Genomic DNA, 24,048 nt, shown 5'->3' on the forward strand with positions numbered 1-24,048 from the left:
CCGGCCCACTTTCGGGCGGTACCGACGAATACTTGACTGACCAGTCAGTTAGTTACACGTAATGAACGACGGCGACACGGCCGACGATATCATGGATGCGACCTACCGTGCGCTGTGTACGCACGGCTATGCGGATCTGACGATGCAGGACATCGCCGACGAGTCGGACAAGAGCAAAGCCTCCCTCCACTACCACTACGACAGCAAGCACGACCTCCTCTGTGCGTTCCTCGAATACCTCTACGACGGGTTCGTCGACCGGACCGAAGACCCGGACGGCGAGACCCCACACGAGCGCCTGCTGGCGCTCGTCGATTCGGTACTTGACAAGCCAGACGACGGGAGCGAGGAGTTCGGGACGGCGATTCTCGAGATCCGCGCCCACGCGCCCTACGAACCGGGCTTTCGCGAGCGACTCACGAAGTTCGACGACTACCTCGTCGACGAACTCGAAGCGATCCTCGAAGACGGCATCGCCGACGGGACGTTCAAATCCGACCTCGACGCCGAGGAAACCGCCCGGTTCATCGTCACCGTGCTGACCGGGGCTGCGACCGAGCGCGTCACGACTGGCCGCCCAGTCGAGTGTACCCGGCGGATGCTCACCGAGTATGTCGAAACGCATCTTCTGGACGGACAGCAGGAGGTCACAGCGTGAGCGTCCGGCGGAAACTGGGCCGTCTGGGTGCGCGACTCGGTGGTCTGTTCAAAGGCCAGGAGGAGCTGGACCTGACCAGCGGCGACATCGGCAAGCCGCTGCTCTTTCTCTCTTTCCCCATCGTCATCACGAACCTGCTACAGGTGGCGTACAACCTGGCCGATACGTTCTGGCTGGGGCAGTACTCCACGACGGCGCTTGCGGCGATTTCCTTTGCCTTCCCGATGATCTTCCTGCTCATCTCGCTCGGGATGGGGCTGTCGGTGGCCGGGAGCGTACTGGTCGCCCAGCACACCGGGGCCGAGGAGCACCGCGAGGCCGAGTACGCCGCCTCCCAGACCGTGACGTTCGCGCTGCTGGCCTCCGTGCTGCTCGGCGCGACCGGCTACTTCTTCGTCGAGGACTTCCTGTCACTGCTGGGTGCGTCCAGCGAGGTACTGCCGGGCGCGACGGGCTACCTGCAGGTCGTCTCGCTCGGGCTGACGGCGATGTTCGGCTTCTTCGTGTTCATCTCGCTGATGCGCGGGGCCGGTGACACAATCACGCCGATGCTGGTGATGTTCGGGACCGTCGTGCTGAACATCGTCATCGACCCGTTCCTCATCTTCGGCTGGTGGGTGTTCCCTGAGATGGGCGTCGTCGGCGCGGCCGTCGCGACCATCTTCTCCCGCGGCGTGGCGTTAGTCGTCGGTATCGGCATCCTGCTGTCGGGCAGGCGCGGCGTGCGGATTCACCTCGGCGACATGGCGCCCGACCTGGAATACCTCCGGAAACTGCTCAGATTGGGTGTTCCGGCCTCCGTCGAGGGGACCGGGCGGGCGCTGTCGGTCAACGCCATGCTGTTCATCGTCGGGACGTTCTCCGTCACCGTGGTCGCCGCATTCGGTGTCGGCATCCGCGTGTTCTCGCTGGTGTTCATGCCGGCCATCGCGATGGATCGGGGTGTCGAGACGATGACCGGCCAGAACCTCGGAGCCGAGCGGCCGGACCGCGCGGCGACGGCCAACCACTTCGCCGCGAAGGTCTCCTTCGCCATCCTCACCGTGCTGGGTGCGGTCACCATCTTCGCCGCGCCGACCGTCGTCAGCGTGTTCAGCGACGACCCCGAGGTCGTCCGCATCGGGGCCGAGTTCCTCCAGTGGGTCGCCCCGACCTTCGGGTTCATCGGCATCGTCCGGGCCTACTCCGGCGGGTTCCGGGGCGCTGGCAAGACGCTCACCGCAGCGGCGCTGGCGGTTACCATGCTGGGAATCATCCGCCTGCCGGTCGCCTGGGTCGCCTCCCGCCCGGTCGAGGTCCCGGCGTGGCTCGGACCGCGGATCGTCGACCTCTTCGCGTACTCGCTGGCCGAACAGGGCATCTGGCTGGCCTTCGCCGTCTCGAACGTCCTCGCGGCCGGCCTCGCAGCGGCCTGGTTCCTCCGGGGAACGTGGCGCGAGGCCGACCCCCGAACCGGCAGCGAACCGGCCGTCGCGGACGACTGACGGCGCTGGTTGCCGGGAGACACCCGCGAAAAACGTTCTGCCAGCGCGCGTCAGCGCCGTTCGGCCCGCTCGAAACGCTCGTCGGTGAGGTACACGTCGCCGTCCCGAATCGTGACCTCGATGCTGTCGAGGGCGTCGCCGGCGCAGGGGCCGTGCGTACAGACGCCGTCGTCGCGTTCGAACTGCGCGCCGTGCTTGTGACACACCAGTCGGTCTCCTCGAACAATCGCGCCCCGGCCGGGATCCAGCGGGACTTCGGGCTGGTGGGGACAGGAGTTGCGCCAGGCGGCGACGGCGTCGCCCGAGCGGTGCAGGATGCAGTTGACGCCGCGCCGGCCGTCGCGCGCTTCGAACACGAGCGTGCTGTCGGAGGGCACCGAGTCGAGTTCGACGATGCGGCGCGGGTCGTCACCATCGTCGTTGCCGTCGGGCGGGTGTTCGTCGTTACCGCCGGTCGGCGTTTCGTCGTCACCGTCAGCCGCCTGGTCGTTACTCGCCCCGGAAAAGCTGAACCGGACGGTCGTGTCGCCGGCTTCGACCTCGCCGTCGTCGTCGTGGATGCGGACCGATTCCGACTCGTCGTCGGTGTCAACGGTCACGTCCACGGGGTCGCTCATAGCGTAGTGTCTTCGACTGACACACATAGCGATGTCGAAGTCGTCCGCGGCATGCCGGTTGCAAAACGGAGTTATGTCAGCCCTGCGGAACGTCAGTATGGACCGAGACGACGTTTCCGTCGAAGTGGAGGTCGAGGTAGCGGTAGACACAGCGGAACTGGAAGCGGAAGTCGAAGACATGGCGGAGTTCGAGGCGGAACTGGAAGGCAAGGGCGTCGAAATCGAACTGGAAGCCGAAGTCGAGTTCGCCGAGCACGACGACGAAGACGAGGCTGCCGAAGAAAGCATGGAGGAAGCGGAAGACGAGAAGGACACGGGTGAAGCGGAAGCCGAAGAAGACACGGGCGACGCGGACGCCGAAGGCAGCGACGAGAGCGAAGAGTAACAGGCTCGTAGAGTCCAATTGTACGCATCCGCTGGCCGGCGTCCAGCGGTAACTCCGGTAACGGCCGCCGCCCTGTCCGGGGTGAAATCGATTTCACAATCAGAGGGATCCCTCGGCATCGGCCGGCAGTCGCTCCAGCGCCGTGACCGACAGGGTCCCGTCGATGGTCGCCCGGAGGCGCTCGGAAGCTGTTGTCACCGTCACTGCGATCTCCCACGGGTCCCGGCTTCGCACCGTCGTCAGTGTCGGGTCGACGACGAAATCGAGCTCCCAGGCGCGGGTCGCTCGAGGGTCGACGCCGTGGTCGTACAGCCAACCGGCTACTGCGGGGTGGTAGAGCGCAACGACCGCGGCCGGCGGGTAGTTGTAGAAGCTACACTGCTGGCAGTCGATGTCGAGCATCACCGGGTGGTCGGTCGCGTAATGGGAGTCCAGTTCCGGCCCGGTCTCCGTCGTCAGCCCCGCGCTGATGACGCCCGCACAGACCGGACAGACGCCGGCGACGGCGAACCGCCAGAATAGCCGGGTTCGCCGGTCGAACGCCACCGCGACCGCTTCGTCGGTGCGGCCGCTGACGCCGCCGGGGTCGAACGGGAACGCGATGACGGTGTCGTCACAGGCCAGACAGCCGACGTGGCCGATGTACTCGTCCAGCGTGAACGTCAGCTCGGTCCCGCAGTGTCGACAGTCAGCGTCGAGTGCGACCGGATCCACGCCGCCGGACTGGTGGAGCACGCCGCTGTGGATCGCGTCGATGACGCGATGGCCCGGATACAGCAGTTCGTACGCGTCGCCGTCTTTCCCGACGAACTGCCCGACCAGCTGCGAGAGGTGATAGTTGAACTTCCCGCTGTCGCGCTCGCCGACCCGTCGCTTGAGTTTTGCATACGGCAGTGCATGCCTGTCTGCGGCCCAGAGAGCGTCCAGAATCTCGACGCGGAGGTCGTGACTGAACAGCGCGAACGCGTCGGCGGGCGTCCGCTGTGTGTCCGCGTCACCGTCGGTTTCGCCGGACATAACCACTCGTTCGACAGGTCGATACAAAACGTCTGGCCACGCGAGAACATATCAGATCACGTACTGAAACCGATTTCTCAGAATGCTTACTAATCAACGGCGGCTACGAACAGGTACACGATGCACGACACGCCACACGTTATCGGTATCAGTGGAAGTCTCCGCGACGACAGCGGCACGAGAATCGCCGTCCAGCGCGCCCTCGATGCGGGGGCGGTGGCTGGCGCAACGACTGAGCACATCGACCTCCGGGAGTGGGATCTCCCGTTGTTTGACCCCGACGCGGGTGAGGCTGAATCCGGTGACGGCCCGGAACTCGCCGCTCGTGTCCGCGAAGCCGACGCGATGGTCCTCGGAACCCCCATGTATCACGGCACCATCGCCTCACCGCTGAAGACGGCGCTTGACTACTGCAGCATCGACGATGTCGAGGGGACGACCGTCGGCATCCTCGCAGTGGCCGGCGGCGGGTTCCCCACGCCGGCGCTACAGCACCTTCGAGCCTCCGTGCTGGAGTTGAAAGGCTGGCCGCTCCCGCAAGACGTCGCAATCCCCGAGTCGTGGGCTGCCTTCGAGGAAGGTAGCATCGCCGACGAGGACATCGCAGAGCGCGTCGAGGAACTGGGCTCAGACGTCGTCGCGTACGCAGGCGTGGCGGCTCGGCCTGAAGAACTGGAACAGCCGGAACTGGCGACCGGCGACTGACTTCACTCGAACCAGTCGACGAAACTGCCGTCCAGCAGCGTCTCCTCCTGGTGGCGGATGTAGGTGGCCTGCATCCCCCAGATGGCTTCGGCCAGCGGAACGTTCTCCTCGACGCGGCGGCGGACGTAGTCGTGTTTCCAGCGCGCGGGCGTGAGCCGGCGGTCGACGCGCTCGCGTAGCGGTCGGATGTAACCGTGGGCTTCCTCCGCCGAGAGACCGCGCTGTTCGAGGCCTTCTCGTGCGTGTTCGAACAGTTCGCCGTATATCTCCTCAGTGCTGGTCGTCGTCGCCCCGTCGGCGGTTATCCACTCGATTTTTGCCCGGAGCCCGTTCCGAGCGGCGGTGTAGAAGTTCCGCTTCGCCGTCTCCCAGTCCAGCGACCGGATGGGGTGTTCAAGTTGTGGCAGGCTCTCCATCAGGCCAGCGAAAACGGCCGCGAACCCGATTGCGTCGTCGACGGTCGGCTGGGCGGCCAGCGGGCGGAACTCGATGCGGGCGTTGGCCGCCGACCGCGTCGCCCCCTCGAACACCGGCCTGACCCACCGCCAGTACGAGCCGTGCTTGTGCCGGAAATGAACGAAGTCGTCGTCGAAACGGGTCCCCGACGGCAGGTCGACCGGAACGATAGTGTCGTCCTCGACGATGTCGTCGATAGCCGCTTCGACGGAGTCGAAGTCCGGCGGGAAGCAGACTTTCGGTGGCGTCGGATCGCCGTCGGTCGGGTTGAGCACCGATTCGAAGACGCCGATGCGGTTCTCCATGTTCGCCCCGGCGACGATTTCCGCGTCGGGCGCGTCGTCGTACAGATCCGGCGGGAAAAACGGCGAGTTGACGCCAAGCGCCAGGAGCGGCGCGGCGATACGGAGCGCGTAGGTGAAATACTCCGGCAGGTCCGGCGCGTGGGGAATCTGGTAGTGGGGCTGGATCGAGGTGATGAGCGACTCCGGCATCACCGTCTCAGCCTGCAGCGAGGCGTGTGGCGCGTCGATTTCGAACGCCGAGGGGTAGTCCGTGTTGGCCATCGTGTGGTAGCGAACGGAGTCGGACATGTTCGTCCCGATGCGGACGCCGCTGTGCTCGACACAGTCACAGAGGTACTCCCGGGCCGTCTCGCCCGCAGGGGGGACGGTCCACATGCCATCGGAGACGAGGCGGATGCCCTCGTTGCGGACCCGCTGCTGGGCCGGCCGTAGCGACGCCTTCAGTTCATTGCGCTGGGCCGCCAGCCCGTGAGTGTTCAGCGGCTGCGGGCTCGTCTGCATCTCCGCGTTGTGCAGCCCGAGTTCCTTCTCGAACCCGATGAGTTCGAGCAACTGGCGGGGGACCCGCTGGAGCGCGTCGGTCTGCTCATCAACGGCATACAGCTCCAGTTCCATTCCGACAATCGCCTCCGTGTTGTCGAAGGTCCCGCTCCGAACCGCGGATTTGAGCGCTTCGGCTTCCTCGCGGGCCCGTTCGTTGAACGACTCGCTGTCCGTCGCAAGCGCCTCGGCCACCTGGTCTGCCAGTTCCGAAGCCGACATATCTCCGGGTTTGCAGCCATGGGTGTTAAGCATGCCCCAGACAGTACGCGGGTAGCGAGAACAGGAGTGCCACAGACGCTCACAGCAGCTCGCCGATGTCGCTCACTCCCGACTTCGCCGAGAGAGTGTTCACCCACGCTCACAGCAGCTCGCCGATGTCGCTCATCGTCTCCCCCAGCGGGTCCCGCTCCTCCGTTGTAAGCGCCCCCTCAACCGCGTCGCGGGCGGCGGGCAGCGGCTCGTGAGTCTCGACGTACACGGCCAGGGCGAACGCCCGCTCGGTGACGCCGGCGAGTTCGATGGCGTCGCTGCGGGAGAGGTCGCCGGCAAGCCAGTCTGCGACCAGTTCGCGGCCCTTCGGGCCGACCGGCGACACCTGCTCGCCGAGCAGGTGGAGCGTCTTGGCGGCGGTCACGGGTGCGACGCCGGCGGCACGGCCCGCATCGCCGACGCTCCTGCCGGCTGCGTAGGCCTCGATGACGGTCGCCGCTGTCGCCGCCGAGCACGGGAGGTCGTCGTCAACCGGAGCGAGTCGCTCCGGGAGCGGGGCGTCCGTCTCGTCGACGGCAGCGACGCCGCGGTCACGCTGGTGGGTCGTGACCTCGACACCGGCGGCGATATCCGACAGCGCCATTAAAATATCCTTCTTTGTATCGGAATTTAATACTGTCGGTGTCCCGATAGACCCGGGTGTCGATCCCGACAACTACCTACCGGTTACCGGCAGGCAGTTTCACCGAAACCCTGCCGAAAACCCGCCTCTGCATCGGCTTTTTAACCCTCCATCCAGCCGTAGGTGGAAACATGAGCACGACGGTGACGCAATGTCCGGAGTGTAACGGGTCGGTCAAACAGCAGGGCGTCGAGTCGGTGTGTAGTCACTGTGGGCTGGTCGTCGGCGAGGACGCCATCGATCCGGGACCGGAGTGGCGGTCGTTCGACGATGACGACACTGACCGGGCACGCACAGGCGCACCATTGACACGGTCGCGTCACGACCGTGGTCTCTCGACGAAGATCGGCCGGTCGACACGGCTGAAAGGACGCAAGCGCCGTCAGTTCGCCCGCCTCCGCCGCGAGCATAACCGCGCACAGATCAGCTCGAAACGCGAGCGGAACAAGGTGTACGCCTTCACCGAGATCCGGCGTATCATCAGTTCGATGTCGCTCTCGGACGCGATCCGGGACCGGGCCTGCGTGCTGTTCGAATCCGCACAGAACGAGGACCTGCTGCAGGGGCGAACGCTGGAAGGATTCGCGGCCGCAGCTATCTATGCCACCTGCCGGACTGAAGGGATCGCCCGAACCGTCGACGAGCTCTGTACCGTCGCCAAGGCGACCCAGTCGGAGCTTCGCGCGGCCTACGACGCCCTGAACAGGGAGCTCGGGCTGCCGACCGGACCGATTGACCCTCGGGAGTACGTCCCTCGGTTCGCGACAACGCTGGACCTGCCGACAGCGGTCCGTCAGCGTGCGGAGCGGCTCGTCGACGAGGCACAGGACCGCGGGCTGGTCAGCGGGCGTAATCCGGCCGGCGTCGCCGCGGCGTGTCTCTACACCGCGGCGCAGGAACAGGGCGTAGCGCTCACCCAGGCTGCGGCAGCAGAGACAGCAGATGTGACGCCGGTCACGCTCCGCGGGACCTACACCGAGCTACAGGAATAGACGGCGTCGGCGAGCGATTCGAGCGACCGTCGCGCTGGCGTGTCCGGCGCTGTTTCTCGAAGCGGCTGTCCATTGGCCTGTGCCGTCGCCAGCGGCTCGTTCTCCGGGATAGCGACGGCCGGCGCACCGAACCGGTCCGCGACGGCCTCGGTCGCGGGGTTCGAACCGGCACGGTTGAGGACGACCCGGCAGAGTCCGGCGTCGAGTTCACGGGCCAGGGCCTGGACCCGGAGCGCGTCAGCGAGGGCCGCGCCCTCCGGCGTCGTGACGAGCATCGCGGCGTCAGCGGCTGCGAGGGGGAGACCCACGTCGGCGCGCAGACCGGCCGGCGAGTCCACGATGACCCAGCGGTAGGTCCGCTCCAGCGCGGCGAATACGTCCGTGAGTCCCTGCAAGTCGGCGCTCCGAGCGCCGGCCAGCGTCCGCCCGCAGGGAACGAGGGTTACGGGGCCGTCCTCGCGAACAGCTTCGTGCGGGTCGGCGCGGTCGGCGAGAACGTCGTGCAGGTCGGGACCGCGACTGGACGGGAGGTCCGCCATCCCGAGGTCGCCGTCGACGACGACGCTGCCCGCGTTCGAGCGCGAGTCCCTGCTGTCAGCCCGTTCGAGCGCGTCGAGTTCCGCCGCGAGATTGTACGCGATAGTCGACTTGCCGACGCCGCCCTTGCCGCCTGTGACTGCCAGAATCATGCGAGACGAGACAGCGCCTCGGTCGGCACCGTGGCGGCCGCCCGTCGGTCGGCGAGCCGTTCGGCCCGGCGGGACAGCGCCCGGAGCATCTGCTCGTCGGTATCGCCGCGCGCCGCGACTGTCCGGACGCCAGACAGACCGCCCGCCGCCCGAACCGCGTCAGTCGCTGCTTCCAGCGACTCCGCCCCGGCCAGCCGCTCAGCACGGTCGACGCGTCGAGCGACGGTTTCGAGCCACTGGGAGACAGCATCGGGGAGCTGCTGGTCCGACCGCTGGCCGGGCGCAGTCTCCGGCTCGGCTGGCGGCTGAGCGGTCGCTCGCTGCGGGTCTATCTGCTGGTTCTTGTCTACCTGTCCGTTCGTGAGTTCGACCGCGGGTGCGCCCGACTGGCGGCCCTCGATGTCACCCGCCTGCGCTGACTCGCCTGCAGGCACAGCGTCAGCAGGCGGCGACGGGTCACCGAGTTCTCGGAGAACGGCGTTTACGGAGTCAAGTCGCTCGTCCGCTGGAGTGGTATCAGGGGCGGGCTCGGCACTCACCAGCTCCGCCGGCTGAGCAGACGGTGGGGCCGGCGTCGCGTAACCGAGCGCGTGCGTTCGCGGGTCGACAATTTCCTCGAAGCCGTCCTCAGTCCAGCCGGCCTCGGGAACGCCCTGCCGCCTCGGCGGCCAGAGAGGGCCGTCGAGACGGTTCCGGACGGTGATACGAGTCGGCTCGGCGATGTCGTCGACGGTCGCCGTGACGAGTGTCACGCCGTCCAGTCGCTCGGCGCGGCAGTCGAAAGTAACCATAGCGACAGTGGTCCGGCTCTCCGATTTAAAACTCAGCAGCGGACGATGGGGGCGTCGAGACAGTCAGACGCAGCCGCTAGCGTTCTGAACCGATCCGTTTCGACGACGACCGGTGCGGGCGTCCGGGCGACCCGGAGCACGGCTAGGGCGGCCGTCACAGGATCGGCGTCGAACGGGTCGTCGGGAGCGGTTCCCGGGACGGTTTCGACGGCCCGAGCGAACGCATCGGCGCACCGGTCGACGAGCGTTGCCCGAGCGCTCCGCCGGCGGTTGGCCAGTTCGTCGGATAGCCGTCGCCGTTCCTCCAGCGCGTCCCGGTAGGCGCGTGCCCGCTCCCGGCGGAGTTCGCGGGTCTCTATGGCGGCAGCCCGTCGGGTCTCCCGTTCGCTCAGTTCCATCGCCGCGTCCCGAAGATCAGCCTGTACCGTCCCGTCGTCCGCACCGACCGCCTCGCGAGCGGTGAGACGGCCGCGATAGGCGGCGATCGTTTCCTGCAGGCCATCGATAGTCGCGTCCGGCACCGACTCGACAGGGTCCGGGAGGTCCGGCGGCGAGCACTCAAGCTCGGTCAGTTGCTCCCGGCAGTCGGCGATAGCCTCGTCCTGCGGCGTCTCATGACCCTGTGACCGGGCGGCGGCCGCGAGTGCAGTCCGCGTCCGTAGCCCCATCGACGGGTGGACGTGTCCGGCGTAGGCGTACACAGACGGCGGGTCCGGACAGGAAACGGCTGGGAGACACTGCTGCCCGCGGATACTCGCAGCGATGGTCCTACCGTCGACATCTCGTGTCCGAAGATCTACGACAGCACCCGTGTAGGTAGTCCCAGCGACGCGGAGTTTCACAGGTCAACGCCTCGGAGGTGCTCCGGGTCCGGAATATCGCGACCCGACGCGAACCGCTTGTAGGGCGTCGCCGGTTCCTCGCGCGCCTCGTAGCGTTCGGCCGCTTCGCGGACGTGGATCGGGACGTCTGACGGCTCGAACGGCTCGACGTGCTCGATCTGGACATCGAGCCCGTGTTTCTCGTGAAGTCGGAGCGCCTGGAAGGCCCCGAACTCGGTTCCGGAGAACAGCGCCGCTCTCCCGAACTGTCGAACGACACAGTCTTCGTGGGCACGACAGACGTTCCGCAGATCTCTGCGTGCCGCCCGGGAGTAGGTGACGACGAGTAGCACTGGCCGGAAATTGGTATTATTACTATAAAATTTTACTGAATTGAATCGTATTCGGGGTGAATATATTTAGGTGGGATTGCGTAAAATAGCGCCGTCAGTCGAACGAGATCCAGCACTGGGTACGGATCGAACGGACGGCGACCGCAAACTGAAAAATCCTATTCGACGGCAGTAACGGTGAATTCGCCGGCGTCCGAGACGAGGTCCCGAACCCGCTCGCGGGCCGCTGTCTCGGACGCCGCGAGGACGACGAGCCCGTCCACGGCGGCCCCGCCGCTGGCTCGATAGGCCTGCAGTTCCCCCTCGAACTCAGTCGCGTAGGTCCGGAGGGTCCCGCGAACATCCCGTTCGAGATCACTGAGCGACCGCGACCCGGCCTCGAACTCGGCCAGTGCTTCCTCGATGTTTCGGAGTGCGGAGATCCGGTCCATCTCAGGTCGTCCGGAGGTGGTCCGTCCGGGGCTCGTACACCTCGCCTTTCTGTTTCAGCTTGTCGATCTCGTGTTCGGCCTTGGATTCGTCGATACCGACCTCCTCGGCGCGCTCGATGACCACGTCGGCGGGTGCGCCCTCGTCGTACTCGTCCTCGATGTCCGAGATGATTCCCTTGATGTTCTGGATGCGGTCGCGCTGGGTCTTGGACTGGCCGGTCTCGACCACGTCGGCGTCGAACTCGCCGGTCTCGGGGTCGACACCGATCTCCTTCAGGCAGTAGTGGGCGATGTCGACCGCGCGGTCGGCGTCGGCCTCGTCGACGGTGTCCGACAGCCGGATTCGAGCGGAAGCCTCGGCCAGTCGCACCAGCGCCTCCAGCTTTCGAGCGGTGACCGGCACCGGCGCGTCCTCGTCCTGGCCCTTGAGCCGCAGGTCGACGTAGAAGTCCTCGATGCGGGTCTTTGCCTCCTCGGTCATCGTCGGGAAGCAGTTCCGCTTCGCGTAGGCGACGTACTTCCGGAGGAGATCCGGCTCGATAGTCGGCGCGACCTCCTCGGTAACGGTGCCGACCTCCTCCTCGCTGAAGTTCGAGGTGGGGTTCTCCGTCCGGTGGGTGTGGAGTTCGCCAGCGTAGTTGGTCTGGATGATGTGCTCGGCGAGGTTGCGGTCTTTCTCCTCGTCGGGCTTGTCCGTCACGGTGAAGATGAGATCAAAGCGGGAGATGAGCGCCGGTTCGAGGTCGATCTGCTCCCCGATAGGCTCGTACTGATCGAAGCGCCCGTACTTCGGGTTGGCCGCGCCCAGCAGCGAACAGCGGGATTTGAGCGTCGCGTTGATTCCCGCCTTGGAGACGCTGATACGTTGCTGCTCCAGGGCTTCGTGCATCGCGGAGCGGTCCTCCGGGCTCATCTTGTCCAGTTCGTCGATGGCAGCGATACCTTGGTCGGCGAGCACGAGCGCACCCGCCTCCAGCGTCCACTGCTGGCCGTCGCCGAAGTCGTCGCGAACGGCGGCCGCTGTAAGCCCCGCGCTCGAAGACCCCTTCCCGGAGGTGTAGACAGAGCGTGGTGCGATATTCTCAATATATGATAACATCTGCGATTTCCCGGTACCTGGGTCCCCTATCAGCAACATATGGAGGTCACCACGTATTCGCGATCCGTCAGGAAGCTCCTTGGTCACCCCCGAGAAGAGCTGGAGCATCATCGCGAGCTTCTCCTTCTCGTAGCCGTAGATAGAGGGCGCAATAGCGCCGACCATCTTGTCGTAGATGTCGGCTTCGTTGGAGAGTTCGACGATTTCCTTCTTGTCGGCGTCGGTGATCTCCATGTCCTCGAACTGCTCGTCCTCGATCTCGACGCTGACGCCCTCCATGTAGATGTCGAACATCGGGGACTTCTCGTTGTCGTTGCCCCGCTGGTCGAGTTTGAGGATGCCGGTCACGCGGACGTGGTCGCCGGCGGTGACGTGGCCCGTGATGTCGTCCTCGATGTTGATATCGATGGACTGGGGCGTCTCCCCGCCGCGCAGTCCCTCGGGGGATTCCTGCACGCGGAGCTTCTGGGCGTCGATGAACTGGGACTGGTCGGTGTTGAGCCGGAACGGCCCCTGGCGTTCACAGCCCTGGCAGTCGTGGGGTTCCTGGAAGTCGCCGGCGGTCTGGGGGATGCGCGTGAGCGTCCCACAGCGCTGGCACTCGAAGGCCGCCTCGATGACCTTCGGGCGCACGTCGGTCGCTTTCCGGATGATGCCCCGGACGGCGACGAGGTTGCCGTGGTGTTCGTGGCGCAGGTCGCGGATGTCCTCCGACTCGGGGAGGTTCCGGACGCGGACGTGGGCCTGTCCGAGCGACACGTCCACCGGGAGGTCGTACAGCCGAAGGGCTTCCTCTGCGTACTCCTGAATCTGCTCGGGCTTGGTGCGGTAGTCGTCGGCCAGGTCCGGGTCGAAACGATAGAGGTCGTCCCAGTCGATGTACAGCGATTTCTGGTCGTTCGGATATTTCTGGGCGAGCTCACCGATCTCGTTGCGATAGTAGTTGCGGTAGAACTCCTCGAAGCGGTCGATGAGTTCGGTGTTCTCGGCGGTCGCCATCTGAGTGGACAGTGGTTATGCCCACTGGCCTAAGAAGGTTCGCAAACCGGGGTGGAACTGAAACGACATGCTGTCGACTCCGAAGACGGGAGTGGAACCGACCCCGAAACGAAGGGGTAGGTCAGAGTAACTGTGGTGGAAAACGAATGGGATCGCCCAGATTTGAACTAGGGGCGCGGGCACCCAAGGCCCGAAGGTTACCAAGCTACCCCACGATCCCGTACCGACCTATCGACGCGACAGTGAGTAAAGGGTTTCGTTGCGAGGCGGCCGTGTCACGCGGGAGCGAGGCCCCAGAAGTACGCGATACCGAGCGTCGTCACGACGGCGAATACGGCCTGTAGCGGCGCACCGACCTTCAGATAGTCAGTGAATCGGTACCCGCCGGGACCGTATACGAGGAGGTTCGTCTGGTAGCCGACCGGCGTCATGAACGCCGTCGAGGCGGCGAAGGTGACCGCGAGGACGAACGCGAAGGCGTTGGCGTTCAGTTGCCGGGCGGTCTCGATGGCGACGGGGATCATCAGGACGACGGAGGCGTTGTTCGAGATGACGTTCGTCAGCAGCGCCGTGACGAGGTACATCAGCCCGAGAACCACCGCGAGGCCGCCCCCGGCGGTGAGGACGCTGCCGGCACCCACGACGAACAGTTCCGCGAGCAGGTCAGCGCCGCCGGTCTCCTGGAGCGCGATGCCGAGTGGGATGACGCCCGCAAGCAGGAAGATAACGTCCCACTGGACGGCGTCGTACAGTTCCTGTGGGCGGAGACAGCGAGTAAGGACCATCGCGAGCGCGCCGCCAAGTGCCGAGACGACGATGTGAATCGGGGTCAGCGCGGCGACGCCGACGACGGCGGCGACGATGCCGACCGCGACGGGAATCTTCGATCGCCGGAAGTCCGGCCGCTGAACCTCCTGAGCGACGATGAAGTCGTTGTTGCGGTTGAGGCGGTCGATGCTGTCGGGGGTGGCCTGCACCAGAAGCGTATCGCCGATGCGCAGTTTCACGTGGTCCATGCGCTGGCGGTACAGGGCCTGGCCGTGCCGGAGCGCCAGCACGCTCGCGTCGTAGCGCTGGCGGAAGCTCGTGGAGACGAGCGTCTCACCGATGAGCGAGGAGCCGGGGGCGACGACGACCTCGACGAGGTTCGTGCGCTCGTTTGCGGTCTCCAGTTCCGCATCGTCGACCTGGACTTCGGGAATCACGTCCAACCCTTCGACGTCAAGGAGGTCGACGAGCGTGTCCCGGCCCGTCCGAATGGCGAAGACGTCACCGGCCCGAATCGCCTTCTGGCCGAACGGTTCGAGAAACGTGCGTTTTTCCCGGACCAACTGGACGATGTCCACGTCGAACTCCGAGACCCTGAGCGCCTCCTCGACAGTCTGACCGATGAGCGGCGAGTCCTCGCGGACGACCACCTCGGTGAGGTACTCACCCATCTCGAACTCCTCGGTGAGGTCTTCTTCGGCCGGGATACGCGACGGGACCAGATAGCGCCCGACGGTAAGCAGGTATATCGTCCCGACGATGGTCACGATGATGCCGAGTTGCGTGAACTCGAACATGCTGAACGGGCGGCCGATCAGTTCGGCCGAGAGCTGCGAGGCGAGGATGTTCGTCGAGGTGCCGATGAGCGTCAGCATGCCGCCGAACATCGAGGCGTAGGACAGCGGCAACAGGAGTTTCGACGGCGAGAGCTTGCCCTTGTGCGCGATGTCGGTGACCATCGGCAGGAGAATGGCGACGGCAGCGGTGTTGTTGATGAACCCGGAGATAGGCGCGACCAGACCGACGGTCGCACCGAGCTGTCGCGTTTCGCTGTCCCCGGTCAGTGAGGCGATTTTCGCGCCGAGAATCTGGACGATGCCGGTTCGCTGGACGCCGTCGGAGAGGATGAACATCGCCAGCACCGTGATTGTCGCCGTCGAGGCGAAGCCAGAGAGCCCGCGGTCTAGCGGCGAAATCCCGTCGCCGGCCTGGTGTAACACGTACACTGGCTCGGCAAGCAGCCCGGTATCGGCCGCGAGCACCGTCACCGGTTCGGCCAGCATCAGTGCGACCATGACGCCGATGGCGGTCACGTCGACGGGCAGCGCCTCCGTCGCAAACAGCACCAGCGCGGCGACGATGACCGCGAACACGAACAACATCCCCGGCGTGACAGGTGGCAGCGACACGTCTGGCACCTGCGCCCCCAGTGACAAAAGGATGTGTCGTTTGCGAGCGGGGGCGTCCCAGATGCCCGACCCGGCGGCCGACGTTTATCCCTGTCCGGGCCGAACGAATAGCAATGAGCCTTTTCAACGATCTCGGTCGGAAAGTCGAGGAACTGAAACAGGAGGTCGGGAACGCGACCGACGACGAAGCAACCCACCGGTGTATCGAGTGTGAAACGCTCCTCTACACGGACCACGACGAGTGTCCCGAATGTGGGAGCGCGTCGGTCATACCCATCTCTGACTAGCAACAGCGAGAAACCGCCTGGCCGGTGTCACGTCGCTACCGCGTCGGCCCGTCACGTCCGAGATCTTCGAGCAGGGCGTCGTAGCTCCGGCCGAACACCGCCTGTTTTCTGAGCGACGTCATCGCGACTTCGAAGACGGGGACGGCGAACTGCCCGGCCGGTCCGCCGACGACGACGGCCGCTTCGTGGTCCGTCTCGTCGGTCCACTGGCCGTCGAGTTGCCTGACGAGCACCTCGCCGAAGTAGCCGCCGAGTTCCCGCACGACGCTGGTGAACGCGCGGTCGTCGAACGACGCGTCGCTCCCGAACGTCGTCTCGTCGAAGCGATCGTCGTCCCACTCCGCATCAACCAGGTCGTCAAGCCGCGAAAGCGAGGCCGGCGAGAAATCGAGGTCGTGTTCGCCCCAGAAGTCGGCGAACTCGACGGCGGTGTCGGCGTGGTCCGCGCGGACCGTTCCGGATTCCCAGGATCGATCCGTCGAGCCAGCGGCCGCACCCTGTGACGGTGCATTCCCAGTGGCACCAGACGCCTCGACATCCTCGGCAGGAGACGATGCGTCGGAACTGTCAGCAGACAGCTCCCCGGCGTCGGATTCTGCAACGCCTGCCGGCGCGTCATCGACCTCCGCGGCATCGTCGGTGTCTGCAGGTGACTCGTCAACCGTGGTTCCGGGTGCCGCTTCCGCATCTGAAGCGGCGACTGACGACGCATCCGGCGGGCTATCGAGGGTCGGTTCATCGTCCATCGGTTCCCCGGCTGCTCCGTCGTCGGCTGTGTCGGTCGCTGCTTCGTCAGTAGATGTATCAATTGCCGCCCTCGCGGACGCGTCGGCAGGTCGGTCCTCGTCGCGGGAGTCGACAGCCGATTCCCCCGAAAGTGTCTCGGCCGCTGGCGCTTCGTCCGAGGGGTCCGCCGTAGCACTGTCGAGCGTCGGCTCCGCTTCGTCGATGTAAGTGGCCGCGTCGTCGGCCGTGACCGTATCAGCGGTATCATCGGCCGTCGTCTCGACGACCGACTCCCCGCCACTCGAATCGGTGGTCGATTCCTCACCAGCGGTTTCAGCGGCCGGCGGCTCGCTGCCGGCATCATCTGGCGTTGAATCGGTCGGGTCGGGAGCTGCAACCCCGTCAACAGTGTCAGCAACAGAACCGTCGGCTTCGTCGTGGTCCGGTGGAGCCTCGTTCTCTGGCCCGTCAGCGACCCGACTGACGACAGGGGTTGGGTCTGTATCGTCGGACGTGCCATCGGCGTTCGGTTCTGATTCGACTCGCCGGACGACGCGGGTCGGCTCCGTCTCGATGGCTTGGGGCGAATCGGAATCAGCGGTATCGGCGGCAGTTGCCTCACCTCGCTCGTCTGTCGCCGTCGGTTCGGGAGGCGCGTCGCGCTCGTCCGCCTGGCCGTCGTCGACGCGGCGAACGATCCGCGTCGGCTCGGAGACGGCGCTGTCGGCGTCAGTGTCGTCCGTATCCGCTTCCACACCGTCGTCGTCAGTTCCCTGTGGGGTATCGAGTGCCAGTTCGGATTCCAGACGGGTCACGACGGCCGCGAACACCGGCTCGGCGCCAAACGAGCGGGCGGCCACGTCGAACACCGCGACTGCCACCTCGTCGTCCGGGCCGGCGACGGTCACGCCCCATCGGCCGTCGGACTGGACCCACTCGCCGTCGTACGCCCGCACGAGGAGTTCGCCGAGATAGCTCCCGAACCGGACCGTGTTCTCAGTGTAGGTCGTCACGCCCGCGGCGTCGCCGACGGTCTCGCCGCCGTAGCTCTCTTCGATGGCCGTATCGAGACGTGCGAGCGCGTCGGGGTCGAACGTCAGCGGGTCCGCGCCGTCGACGACGCGCTCGGCGTACTCGCGAAAGGTCGGCGGGTCGAGCGTCGCCGTGTCCAACAGTTCCGGCCCGTCGTCGGACGCCCGGTCGCCTCCGGCCGTCGTCTCGTCCCCGTCGGTCGACGAATCGCCGCCGACGGCGCGACGGATGGTATCGAACAGGCCCATGGACACCGGAAGAACGTGCCGCTACAAGAATGTACGCCGAAAGGATACTCGACCGACAGGTCCGGGCGGGCGCGGGCCGCTCAGTGCTCGTCGCGCAGTTCCATGTCGGCGACGATTTCGTAGGGATGCTGTCCCTTGCGGATGCCGTCGAGCAACTGGAACGCCTCGTCGGGCGCGAGGAAGTGCCGGGTCACGGCCCGACCGAGCGGTGTCGGCGAGAGGCCGTCGATGAACTCGTACTCCAGGAGCTTCCCCAGCGCGTGCTTGGTCGGCACCTCGCCGACCATCCGGTCGTTGAGCCGCTTGGCCTCCTTGCCGGCGACGGTGACGTTCGCCAGCGTCTCCTCGACGGCCGCGCCCTCGTCGTAGCGGGTGATGACCGGCTCCATCTCGCCTTTCAGGAGCTTGAACGCCACCTCGTCCTCGGTCATCTCCATGCTGTTGTGGTACGTACAGTCCGGCTCGACCAGCATGTAGACGGTGCCCTTGTCGTGGTAGTCCGGGCGGCCGGCCCGGCCGAGCATCTGGCTGAACTCCTGGACGGTGAGCCACTCGATACCCATCGCCAGCGAGTCGAAGATTACCTGCGAGGCCGGGAAGTCGACCCCCGCCGCCAGTGCCGCCGTTGTCACGACCGCCGCCAACTCCTGGTCGGCGAACTGCCGCTCGACCCGCTGGCGCTTCCGGTTGTCCAGCCCGGCGTGGTACGGTGCGGAACTGTACTCCAGTTTGCGTGAAATCTGGTGACACCGGCGTCGGGAGTTCGTGAAGATGATCGTCTGGCCGCGGTACCCCTTGCTGGATTTGTTGTCGAAGGCCCGCTTGACCAGCTTCTTCTCCGTCTCGATCTTCTCGCGGCCGTCGGCGAACGTGACGTGGCGCTCGATGGGGACCGGCCGCTCCTCGAACTCGATGAGCGTCGCCCGGAGCTGGTCGGCCAGCTGTCCGGGGTTGCCGACCGTCGCCGACAGATAGATCCACTGGGTGTCGCCGCTGTCAGGTGCGCCACCTGATTCACAGTAGTATTTGAGTCTGGAAATCAGGCCGTCGAGCCGGTGGCCTCGCTCATCCTCGCCGAGTGTATGCACCTCGTCGATGACGACGGTCCCGACCGTCCCGAGGTCCTTGCCGGTCCGGAGCGCGTGGTCGATTCCCTCGTAGGTCCCGACGATGACATCGGCTTCGGGGTCGAAGCGTCCGCCCTCGTCGGCGATGCGGCTCGCGCCCACACGAAGCGACACGTCGACCATGTCGCCGTAGCGGTCCTGGAACTGCTCGTACTTCTGGTTCGCGAGCGCGACCAGCGGGACGAGAAACAGCATCGTTCCCTTGTTGTTCAGGACGCGGTCGATGCCGGCCATCTCGCCGATGAGCGTCTTCCCCGTCGCCGTCGCGCTCACGACCAGCTGGTCGCGACCCTCCGTGGCTCCGTGTTCGACGGCGAGACTCTGGACCGGGAGCAGGGTGTCGAACCGGGATTCGAGGTGTTCTTGCATGCCCGGGTGGAGGTCCAGCGAGTCGACGCGAACGGGGTCGACCTCGTCGACGGTGGCCGAGATCTCGTCGAACTTCGTCAGGTCCGGGTCCAGTTGTCCGGACAGGAGGTTCGTCACGCGGTCGAGGTCCTGTACCTCGAGCAGGAGCTCTTCGAGCCGGTCGCGGGCGTCGCCGCTGATGCTCCCTTTGAAGGCGAGTTCGCGGTCGAGTTGCTGGCGAGCGCACTCCGGACAGATGGTCTCGTCGTCGGTCTCGATAGCCGTCTCGCTGGTAATCGGCGAGTAACGCCCGTCGGAGGCACAGAGCCGACAGGTCCGGACGACCTTGGCCTCGACCTGGTACGCGTCGAGCATCTCTCGGATGCGCTCGCGTGCACGCGGAGCAGTCTGCTCGGAAATACGAATGCGGGCCGCACGGCGGGCGAGGTCGACGAACTGGTCGGGCGAGCGAAGCTCTTCGCTGGTCCCGTCCTTCACTCGGAGCCGACGCGGACGGGGGCCGGCGTCGGTCTCTTTCAGTTCGAGGATGCCGTGGAAGAGCCGCTCGCCGTCCCGGTGGGCGGCGACGCGGAACTCCTCGCCGTGTTCGTGGAGGAACAGCGTCTCTACCTGTGCGGCCTGCTGTGACACAGTCGTCTAGAGGCGACTGCGCTACTTGAGCGGTTCGGACTAGGTGTGAGCGGGACGAATCACGCGGCTACGGTTTCGAACAGCCAGAAAGCCCCGAGCCGCTGGACTACTGCGACTCGCTGCGCTCCTCGGTCGTTGCACTCCCTGCGGTGCTTACGTCGTCTCGAACGCCCAGCGGCTCGCCCCTTTCGGTCCCACCCGGCCTGGATTGGGTAGTCGGCTCTGTGTTGGGCGCTCTGGTGCTCAGTTGTTGCTACGCCCGTGGTAGATGCACATGCTAGCAGTCACTCTTGCAGTTTGATTTCGTCGTCGCCGGCGGGAACCGCACAGAGGAACGCGCCCGATTCGTCGCCGTCGTTGCGGTACCAGTGGACAGCGCCGGCGGGGATGTGGAGGCTGTCGCCGGCTTCGACGTCGTGTTCCTCGCCTTCGATACCGACGGTATACCGCCCCGAAAGGACGTACTGCTCGTGTTCGATGTCGTTAGTATGTTTCGGCACGCTGCCGCCGGGGGCAAGCGTGAAGCGACGGATTGCGAGGTTGCCGCCGCCCCCCTCCTCGCCGATGAGGACGCCCTTTTCCAGCCCGTCGGCTGCGTCGACGGCCTCGTACTCGATGTCGTCAGCGCGGCGAATCAGTGGGTCGCTCATGTGCGGTCCATCGCGGGCGCGCCGCAAAGGCGTACCGGCGTCGGTGACCACGGCAGTTCCGCCAAGGGGGCTTAAGACCGTCCCCCGATAAGCGACGGGTATGCGCCGGTTCCGCATCGGAAGCGCGTTCGGAATCCCCATCCAGTTGGACCTGACGTTTCTCCTCGTGCTACCGCTGTTCGCCTGGATCATCGGGACACAGATCGAACAGACGACCGAGCTGTTGAACGGGACGTTGAGCGCCGGGCTGGACGCGGCCGTCCTCACCAACGGCGCGCTCGTCTGGGTGCTCGGCATCGGTGCGGCCGTCGGTCTGTTCACCGGCGTCGTCCTCCACGAACTCGGCCACTCCCTCATCGCCATCCGCTATGGCTTCCCCATCGACTCCATCACGCTCTGGCTGTTCGGCGGCATCGCCCAACTCAGCGAGATGCCCGAAGACTGGAAACAGGAACTGGTCATCGCCATCGCCGGCCCCATCGTCAGCATCGCCATCGGCGCTGTCTGTTACCTCGCGTTCCAGATTCTCCCGAGCGGCGCGGGGACCATCATCGAATCAGCCCGGTTCATCCTCGGCTACCTCGCGCTGATGAACATCGCACTGGCGGCGTTCAACATGCTCCCGGGCTTCCCGATGGACGGCGGCCGCGTCCTGCGCGCGCTGCTCGCCCGCCGGCGGTCGTACGCCAGAGCCACCACCATCGCCGCCGAGGTCGGGAAGGTTTTCGCCGTCTTCCTCGGCCTGTTCGGCATCTTCGTCCTCGGGAACATCTTCCTGGCCGGCCTGGCCTTTTTCATCTACATCGGCGCAGCGGGCGAGTCCCGCCAGACTTCGATGCGGGCCGCGTTCGAGGGCGTCACTGTCGCGGACGTGATGACACCGGCGGACCACGTGACGACGGTCCCCGAAGACATGTCCGTCCGGAAGCTCATCCAGACGATGTTCAAGGAGCGCCACACCGGCTATCCCGTCGAGCGCGGCGGCGAGGTCGTCGGCCTCGTGACGCTCGAAGACGCTCGCGCCGTTCAGGAGGTCGAGCGCGAGGCGTACACCGTCGGCGACGTGATGACGACGGAGATCATCACAATCAGCCCGGATACCGACGTGATGGACGCCCTGACCTCGCTCCAGCAGAACTCCGTCGGTCGCCTGCTCGTCACTGACGAGGACGACTCCTTCAAGGGATTGCTCACCCGGTCTGACATCATGACGGCGCTCTCGATTATCAAATCCAGCAGCGACTACACCGCCATCGGCGAATCGGAAACCGAGACCGTCCAGCAGGAGTCGAGAATAGAGCGGTAGCGGTCACTCATCGGTGAGGTACGACATCGCCGCCTCGTCGGAGACCTGTTCGAACTGCTCGTAATACTGGCCGACGGCGCGGAACCCCGACGGGACTCCCAGACAGACTACCTCGTCGACCAGTGCTTCGAGGTCCGAAATCGCCGACGGTGAGCCAACCGGAACCGCGAGCACGAGTCGCTCGGGGTCGGCCTGTCGGATCTGCTCGATGCAGGCCCGCGCCGTCGCGCCCGTCGCCACGCCGTCGTCGACGAGGCACACCCGCTTGCCCCCAAGTGACGGCGGTGATCCCGATTCACGGTAGCGCTGGGCCTTCTGCCGGGCGGCTTCGGCCATCTCCGCTCGCGTGCTTGCAACATAGTCGCGGGGAATCTCCCGTCGCTCGATGAGATCGGTGTTGAGCCAGACCGACCCGTCGGCGGCAACAGCACCGATGGCGTACTCGGGGTTGTTCGGTGCGCCGATCTTCTTTGCGGCCACGATATCAAGTGGCGCGTCCAGCGCGTCAGCGACTGGCCGCCCCACCGGCAGTCCACCGCGCGGGATCGCGAGGACGACGTCGACTTCGATATCCCGCTCGCACAACGCCTCACCCAGCCGCTGCCCAGCCGCCTGCCTGTTCTCGAACATCGGGGAGCGGTTGCGTGCCATACTCGTTGGTTCGCTGTCGGGAAGCAAATAGCTCCGCATTCGGACGGCTGCGTGGAGCATGTGGCGTCGGTAACCCCGGTCGAAACGCCCTAGGTGTCCTCCAGCGCCGCGGCAATCGCCTCGAGTTCCCCCTTCCGGAAGGGCTGCTCCGCGTCCGCCGGGTCGTCGTCCTCGCGCTCGCCGATTGTCCAGAGAATCCCCGCCCGCATCTGCGGCTTCGACGGCAGTCGGTCCGTGTCAATGTCGCACCCGACAGCCTCACAGATGGCCGCCAGGGCCTCCTTGGTGAAGGCGGTCGAGACCGGGCGTTCGTACCGCCCGACAGCCTCGCGGATCTCGTTTCGCAGTTCGTCGACAGTCGGTGACATACGCGTACTGGCGGCGGGACCGATTGTGTAGATTCCGGTCCGGTTACACCGTTACGCCACCGGCTACGAGGGCGTCCGTCCGACGGATACCGGCCCGCCAGCGTAACTCCGCCCGCGAAACGTGACCGAACTCGGCTCGACGATGACACCCCGGACACAGCGAGACGACGTTGTCCAGCGTGTGCGCGTCACGGACGGCGAGCGCTGGCATCGCGGCGAACAGCCGGACCGGTACGATGTGATGTACGTCCGGGTTCCGTCCCAGCTCGTCGGCATCAGTGCCACACAGCACGCAAGCGTGGTCGTCCCGCGCCAGGGCTTGCTCGCGCACCGCCCGCCATCCCGGCCCGTAGTCGCCGACGCCACCGCCGCGCCAGTTCGGATGCCCGTCACCGGTGAACGCCGCCGAAAGCCACTCCGCGTGGCAGTCACGGCTGCAGAGGACGACTTCACTCTGAATCTGACTCGGATATCGCTCAATGCGGGCGTCGCAAACGTCACAGGAGACCGATAGTTTGCCACCGGACCACGAGTGGTGTGCAGCTCCAGAAATTTGTGGCGGGTCGCGCCACGCCGCGTTCTCGACACAGTCAGAGCAGTACACCCCATCTTTCTCCGACGGGTAATACTCGAACTTCGCGCCACAGACCTCGCAATTCGTCTGCTCTGTCGCATCCGAAAAGTTCGGATTGGCTTTTCCTTCGTACGATACAGCGGCATCGTGGCAGTGCTTCGAACAGTAGGCTCGGGCGGACTCAGAGTAGAAGGAATCTCCACAATGGTTGCACTCTCTATTCGGTAGCCGTTCGTCGTGGACGCGGCTATGATGCACCCCAAGACCACGTCGACTATCGAATACCCGACCACATGTCGGACAGTCGAACTCTTTCACAGGGCAGACAAGAACGTAGTAGATAGTAAATATGAGCCGAGTAGGGTGAAAGTAAAACTAAACGTACCGATGTCCTCGGTTCAAAGCATATAAGAAAATTGATACAGTCCGGGTGCGGGAATTGAACCCACGTCTCAGCCACCACAAGGCTGAAGGATACCACTACCCCAACCCGGACACGCTTGTTGAGGCAACCATAGATATTCCGCTGGAACAGAAATACGTTACGAATCGGGGAACCAGTGAGTCGTGAGAGCGCGTGACAGCGGTGGCATGTCGGTTTGGAGTGGATTTCGACTATAGTAGCCATTGAAAATCAGTGCACACCTGCTCGCACGACTGCAATGC

Annotated in this window: 24 protein-coding genes and 2 tRNA genes; 7 read left to right on the forward strand and 19 right to left on the reverse strand. The window is 65.5% G+C overall.

The features are described from left to right. Nucleotides 1–61: 61 nt before the first annotated feature. Together ACOZ4H_RS01550 and ACOZ4H_RS01555 are read left to right on the forward strand one after the other, a co-directional pair. Complete coding sequence (locus tag ACOZ4H_RS01550) at nt 62–658, forward strand: TetR/AcrR family transcriptional regulator (protein WP_424327658.1); 597 nt, start codon at nt 62–64, stop codon at nt 656–658. Further along, on the forward strand, nt 655–2,142 hold the full coding sequence (locus ACOZ4H_RS01555; RefSeq protein ID WP_424327659.1) for an MATE family efflux transporter: 1,488 nt from the start codon (nt 655–657) through the stop codon (nt 2,140–2,142). The genes ACOZ4H_RS01550 and ACOZ4H_RS01555 overlap by 4 nt, the downstream gene beginning before the upstream one ends. A 50-nt stretch (nt 2,143–2,192) precedes the next feature. On the opposite strand, the gene ACOZ4H_RS01560 is transcribed toward ACOZ4H_RS01555, so the two are convergent. Beyond that, nucleotides 2,193–2,759 carry a Rieske (2Fe-2S) protein gene (locus ACOZ4H_RS01560; protein WP_424327660.1) on the reverse strand — a complete coding sequence of 189 codons (567 nt, stop codon included), beginning with the start codon at nt 2,757–2,759 and terminating at the stop codon, nt 2,193–2,195. A gap of 97 nt (nt 2,760–2,856) precedes the next feature. Here ACOZ4H_RS01560 and ACOZ4H_RS01565 point away from each other — a divergent pair, with 97 nt between their 5' ends. After that, nucleotides 2,857–3,144 carry a hypothetical protein gene (locus ACOZ4H_RS01565; protein WP_424327661.1) on the forward strand — a complete coding sequence of 96 codons (288 nt, stop codon included), beginning with the start codon at nt 2,857–2,859 and terminating at the stop codon, nt 3,142–3,144. A 99-nt stretch (nt 3,145–3,243) separates the two neighbouring features. Here ACOZ4H_RS01565 and ACOZ4H_RS01570 read toward each other — a convergent pair whose 3' ends face one another. Further along, nucleotides 3,244–4,161 carry a DUF7351 domain-containing protein gene (locus ACOZ4H_RS01570; RefSeq protein WP_424327662.1) on the reverse strand — a complete coding sequence of 306 codons (918 nt, stop codon included), beginning with the start codon at nt 4,159–4,161 and terminating at the stop codon, nt 3,244–3,246. Nucleotides 4,162–4,281: 120 nt separating this feature from the next. Here ACOZ4H_RS01570 and ACOZ4H_RS01575 point away from each other — a divergent pair, with 120 nt between their 5' ends. Continuing rightward, nucleotides 4,282–4,866 (forward strand): NADPH-dependent FMN reductase, encoded by a 585-nt coding sequence (locus tag ACOZ4H_RS01575; RefSeq protein WP_424327663.1) that lies wholly within the window; start codon nt 4,282–4,284, stop codon nt 4,864–4,866. A 2-nt stretch (nt 4,867–4,868) separates the two neighbouring features. On the opposite strand, the gene ACOZ4H_RS01580 is transcribed toward ACOZ4H_RS01575, so the two are convergent. Then, complete coding sequence (locus tag ACOZ4H_RS01580) at nt 4,869–6,389, reverse strand: hypothetical protein (RefSeq protein ID WP_424327664.1); 1,521 nt, start codon at nt 6,387–6,389, stop codon at nt 4,869–4,871. A gap of 139 nt (nt 6,390–6,528) precedes the next feature. Beyond that, the gene (locus tag ACOZ4H_RS01585) at nt 6,529–7,023 is read right to left on the reverse strand and encodes a hypothetical protein (RefSeq protein ID WP_424327665.1); all 495 of its coding nucleotides are present in this window, start codon (nt 7,021–7,023) and stop codon (nt 6,529–6,531) included. A gap of 170 nt (nt 7,024–7,193) precedes the next feature. On the opposite strand from ACOZ4H_RS01585, the gene ACOZ4H_RS01590 reads away from it, so the two are divergent. Further along, a complete protein-coding gene (locus tag ACOZ4H_RS01590) occupies nt 7,194–8,054 on the forward strand; it encodes a transcription initiation factor IIB (RefSeq protein ID WP_424327666.1) in 861 nt (286 codons plus the stop codon). Here the strand turns inward: ACOZ4H_RS01590 and ACOZ4H_RS01595 are convergent. The 8 genes from ACOZ4H_RS01595 to ACOZ4H_RS01630 all read right to left on the reverse strand — a co-directional run bounded on the left by ACOZ4H_RS01595 (nt 8,033) and on the right by ACOZ4H_RS01630 (nt 15,387). Next, nucleotides 8,033–8,743: a MinD/ParA family ATP-binding protein gene (locus ACOZ4H_RS01595; RefSeq protein ID WP_424327667.1), complete on the reverse strand. Its 711-nt coding sequence runs from the start codon at nt 8,741–8,743 to the stop codon at nt 8,033–8,035. The two genes, ACOZ4H_RS01590 and ACOZ4H_RS01595, sit on opposite strands and share 22 nt — an antisense overlap. Continuing rightward, a complete protein-coding gene (locus ACOZ4H_RS01600; RefSeq protein ID WP_424327668.1) occupies nt 8,740–9,534 on the reverse strand; it encodes a hypothetical protein in 795 nt (264 codons plus the stop codon). The genes ACOZ4H_RS01595 and ACOZ4H_RS01600 overlap by 4 nt, the downstream gene beginning before the upstream one ends. Nucleotides 9,535–9,566: 32 nt before the next feature. Next, nucleotides 9,567–10,376 carry a hypothetical protein gene (locus ACOZ4H_RS01605; RefSeq protein WP_424327669.1) on the reverse strand — a complete coding sequence of 270 codons (810 nt, stop codon included), beginning with the start codon at nt 10,374–10,376 and terminating at the stop codon, nt 9,567–9,569. After that, nucleotides 10,373–10,708: a hypothetical protein gene (locus tag ACOZ4H_RS01610; protein WP_424327670.1), complete on the reverse strand. Its 336-nt coding sequence runs from the start codon at nt 10,706–10,708 to the stop codon at nt 10,373–10,375. Before ACOZ4H_RS01610 ends, ACOZ4H_RS01605 begins: the two co-directional genes overlap by 4 nt. A gap of 158 nt (nt 10,709–10,866) precedes the next feature. Then, the gene (locus tag ACOZ4H_RS01615) at nt 10,867–11,139 is read right to left on the reverse strand and encodes a hypothetical protein (protein ID WP_424327671.1); all 273 of its coding nucleotides are present in this window, start codon (nt 11,137–11,139) and stop codon (nt 10,867–10,869) included. Nucleotide 11,140: 1 nt separating this feature from the next. Then, entirely contained in the window at nt 11,141–13,237 is a 2,097-nt protein-coding gene (locus ACOZ4H_RS01620; RefSeq protein ID WP_424327672.1) for a minichromosome maintenance protein MCM, read from the reverse strand. 147 nt (nt 13,238–13,384) lie between these two features. Further along, nucleotides 13,385–13,457 (reverse strand) — tRNA-Pro (locus ACOZ4H_RS01625). A 55-nt stretch (nt 13,458–13,512) separates the two neighbouring features. Further along, entirely contained in the window at nt 13,513–15,387 is a 1,875-nt protein-coding gene (locus ACOZ4H_RS01630; protein WP_424330324.1) for an SLC13 family permease, read from the reverse strand. Between the two features lie 140 nt (nt 15,388–15,527). Here ACOZ4H_RS01630 and ACOZ4H_RS01635 point away from each other — a divergent pair, with 140 nt between their 5' ends. Further along, nucleotides 15,528–15,701, forward strand: coding sequence for a hypothetical protein (locus ACOZ4H_RS01635; protein WP_424327673.1), 174 nt, complete (start codon nt 15,528–15,530; stop codon nt 15,699–15,701). Between the two features lie 35 nt (nt 15,702–15,736). Here the strand turns inward: ACOZ4H_RS01635 and ACOZ4H_RS01640 are convergent, their stop codons facing one another. The 3 genes from ACOZ4H_RS01640 to ACOZ4H_RS01650 form a co-directional block, all read right to left on the reverse strand. Next, nucleotides 15,737–17,707, reverse strand: coding sequence for a hypothetical protein (locus tag ACOZ4H_RS01640; protein WP_424327674.1), 1,971 nt, complete (start codon nt 17,705–17,707; stop codon nt 15,737–15,739). An 80-nt stretch (nt 17,708–17,787) separates the two neighbouring features. Further along, nucleotides 17,788–19,833 carry a DEAD/DEAH box helicase gene (locus ACOZ4H_RS01645; RefSeq protein ID WP_424327675.1) on the reverse strand — a complete coding sequence of 682 codons (2,046 nt, stop codon included), beginning with the start codon at nt 19,831–19,833 and terminating at the stop codon, nt 17,788–17,790. Nucleotides 19,834–20,117: 284 nt separating this feature from the next. Then, nucleotides 20,118–20,483 carry a cupin domain-containing protein gene (locus tag ACOZ4H_RS01650; protein ID WP_424327676.1) on the reverse strand — a complete coding sequence of 122 codons (366 nt, stop codon included), beginning with the start codon at nt 20,481–20,483 and terminating at the stop codon, nt 20,118–20,120. A 100-nt stretch (nt 20,484–20,583) separates the two neighbouring features. On the opposite strand from ACOZ4H_RS01650, the gene ACOZ4H_RS01655 reads away from it, so the two are divergent. Next, the gene (locus ACOZ4H_RS01655; RefSeq protein WP_424327677.1) at nt 20,584–21,789 is read left to right on the forward strand and encodes a CBS domain-containing protein; all 1,206 of its coding nucleotides are present in this window, start codon (nt 20,584–20,586) and stop codon (nt 21,787–21,789) included. Nucleotides 21,790–21,792: 3 nt separating this feature from the next. On the opposite strand, the gene ACOZ4H_RS01660 is transcribed toward ACOZ4H_RS01655, so the two are convergent. From ACOZ4H_RS01660 to ACOZ4H_RS01675, 4 genes are all read right to left on the reverse strand, one after another. Beyond that, on the reverse strand, nt 21,793–22,440 hold the full coding sequence (locus ACOZ4H_RS01660) for a phosphoribosyltransferase (protein WP_424327678.1): 648 nt from the start codon (nt 22,438–22,440) through the stop codon (nt 21,793–21,795). Nucleotides 22,441–22,529: 89 nt separating this feature from the next. Continuing rightward, nucleotides 22,530–22,808 (reverse strand): hypothetical protein, encoded by a 279-nt coding sequence (locus ACOZ4H_RS01665; protein WP_424327679.1) that lies wholly within the window; start codon nt 22,806–22,808, stop codon nt 22,530–22,532. Between the two features lie 43 nt (nt 22,809–22,851). Continuing rightward, complete coding sequence (locus tag ACOZ4H_RS01670; protein WP_424327680.1) at nt 22,852–23,700, reverse strand: HNH endonuclease; 849 nt, start codon at nt 23,698–23,700, stop codon at nt 22,852–22,854. A 106-nt stretch (nt 23,701–23,806) separates the two neighbouring features. After that, nucleotides 23,807–23,877 (reverse strand) — tRNA-His (locus ACOZ4H_RS01675). Between the last annotated feature and the right edge of the window lie 171 nt (nt 23,878–24,048).

This window comes from Haloarcula amylolytica, from assembly GCF_049705545.1.
In the GTDB taxonomy this organism is placed as follows: Archaea; Halobacteriota; Halobacteria; order Halobacteriales; family Haloarculaceae; genus Haloarcula; species Haloarcula amylolytica_B.